Raw genomic sequence first — 1994 nt, 5'->3', positions numbered from 1 at the left:
TGATTTATGAATGGAATTGAATTTCTTGCATGGGTAGCAGCTGGAGCAATCATCTTTGGTGTGACTGCGGCAATTTTTATTTTTCGAATGGCGTGTCGGGAAAATAAAAAAGCGGTTGAAGAATTTAAGAAACGTAGAAATTTAGGGTGATGAATATGAACGCAGTAGCAGACAAGTTTGAACAATTCGAGTGGTTGACTCACGGCATCACTGCTAAGTCACCGCAATTTAGTGATGAGGCGAAAGGTACAGGGGAAAAGCCATTGGATTATCAAGATCGCTTGGGTGCTATTGCAAGCATGGAAACTCAGTTGGAAAAGTCGGTGACAAGTGTGATTGTTTTTGGTGAGAAGTCGAAAGGGGATTTTGATTTTATTGTGAATCATCTTGCTCGAATTCTTGTTGTGAATGCCAAAGAAGATGGCAAACGTGATCCAAAAACAATTCCAATGGAGGATCTAGGAAAGAAAATTGGATGGATGGTTTTAATGTATGCGCTTTTTCCTGATATGGAGCGTCAACACACTGCCTATGGTCGCTTATGCTTTGCAGGGCAATTGCAAAACCATATGAGTGAAGATGCTTATCGAGTGTCATGGAAAAAGTACGAAAACTTGATGATTATCGCCTTGGAAACTTCGATTAAATGTGCTGCTGAAGCAGTGGAAAAGTACAGAAAAAATACTTACAAAGAATTAAAGGCTTAAGTATTTCGTTCTAGCGAAGAATGGTATATAGTTTCACTATACTGGTCGTATTACGGTTTTCCGAGACCAAGTCATCAAAGCTCATAAAATTGAGCTTTTTTGCATTATGGCGGACTTACTTTATTCGTAGTGGTTTAATTTAATCATCCGCCACCAGATAGAAGCTCACTTTTTAGTGGGCTTTTTTGTTGCCTCAGCCTTTGGCATTGAGTTTTTCACTCAGCACACCATAAGGGTGTAAAGGGTTAGACAAGGGTAAAGATAATCCCTCATTACACATCCGCTTGTATGTGGTCGAGCACAAGCAAAATATCTAAATATCCAATGTGATTTCGTCACACATTGAGTTAGCCTCAGAGCCTTAAATTGTGGGTGACTCCCCGACCAAAAGAGATTGAAAGACACAAAGCGTATCAATAGCTAACTTTGAGAAGCAGTAGTGTTGAGTAGCGGTAGATCAGTTGCCGAGCTGATTAATATCGTAATCTAAGGCAAGGGTTTCGTTTTGTACGAAGCCCTTTTTTAATACGCCATTAGCTCAGTGGATAGAGCATCCGCCTTCTAAGTGGATGGTCACAGGTTCGAATCCTGTATGGCGTACCATATTCTAATTAGGTGTGATTACACCATTTTAAACCTATCGAATTCGAAACCTTAACCCCACATGTTGGGGTTTTTTAATGCCTAGAGGAAAGTGAAGATGTCAAATGAAAAACAAGTTGAGCAAGAAATTCAAGCGAAAGGTTTGAATGCACCACGATTAACGCCTAATCATATTGATTCTAAAATCAAAGTTACACATTTCTTTACTGGTAATGATGGTATTCGTGGCTCAACAGGTGATCGTGTTAGCTACGGAAAGGAATATCCACTAAGTCTTTTAACTTTTTGTGTTTTGGTTCTTGAGAATGGCTTCACTGTTACAGGTGAATCAGCATGTGCAAGTCCTGAAAACTTTGATCCTGAAATTGGCAAAAAGATTGCGTACGAAAATGCACGCAACAAAATTTGGATGCTTGAAGGTTATCTATTGAAAGAAAAACTATACCAGGCTGAATTGGATAAACAGTTTTAAACACCCCGAAAGGGGTTTTATTTTGTCTTGGAGAAAGCAAAACAATGAAAAAACGTCTTTTAGCTGTTAGTTTAATGTGTGCTGTAGCAATGGTTGGTTGTTCTCGTGATGCTCAAGTCGCATCTAAGAATTTATCTTATGCTGCGGATAACTTTGAACTGGATCGCCGTGTGGTTTTCTACAATGGCATTACTGGTGAATACATTTTAACG

3 protein-coding genes and 1 tRNA gene are annotated in these 1994 nt (G+C 39.2%); all 4 read left to right on the top strand.

Annotation, left to right across the window (positions count from 1 at the left end):
- Positions 1–155: 155 nt before the first annotated feature.
- Positions 156–707 carry a hypothetical protein gene (locus C9E89_RS22350; protein ID WP_107010272.1) on the top strand — a complete coding sequence of 184 codons (552 nt, stop codon included), beginning with the start codon at positions 156–158 and terminating at the stop codon, positions 705–707.
- Positions 708–1234: 527 nt separating this feature from the next.
- A tRNA-Arg gene (locus C9E89_RS22345) sits at positions 1235–1310 on the top strand.
- Positions 1311–1407: 97 nt separating this feature from the next.
- Positions 1408–1782 (top strand): Gp49 family protein, encoded by a 375-nt coding sequence (locus tag C9E89_RS22340; protein ID WP_107010271.1) that lies wholly within the window; start codon positions 1408–1410, stop codon positions 1780–1782.
- A 44-nt stretch (positions 1783–1826) separates the two neighbouring features.
- The coding region (locus tag C9E89_RS24220) for a beta-sandwich lipoprotein (protein ID WP_456151163.1) at positions 1827–1994 on the top strand (168 nt) is incomplete at its 3' end.

Source organism: Acinetobacter sichuanensis (assembly GCF_003024515.2).
Classification (GTDB): Bacteria; Pseudomonadota; Gammaproteobacteria; order Pseudomonadales; family Moraxellaceae; genus Acinetobacter; species Acinetobacter sichuanensis.
The sequence above is the reverse complement of the archived record's forward strand: the minus strand, read 5'-3'. Positions and strand labels throughout refer to the sequence as shown.

Coding starts and splice junctions, on each gene's coding strand:
- C9E89_RS22340 (WP_107010271.1), top strand. CDS start 1,408: ATGTCAAATGAAAAACAAGTTGAGCAAGAAATTCAAGCGAAAGGTTTG.
- C9E89_RS22350 (WP_107010272.1), top strand. CDS start 156: ATGAACGCAGTAGCAGACAAGTTTGAACAATTCGAGTGGTTGACTCAC.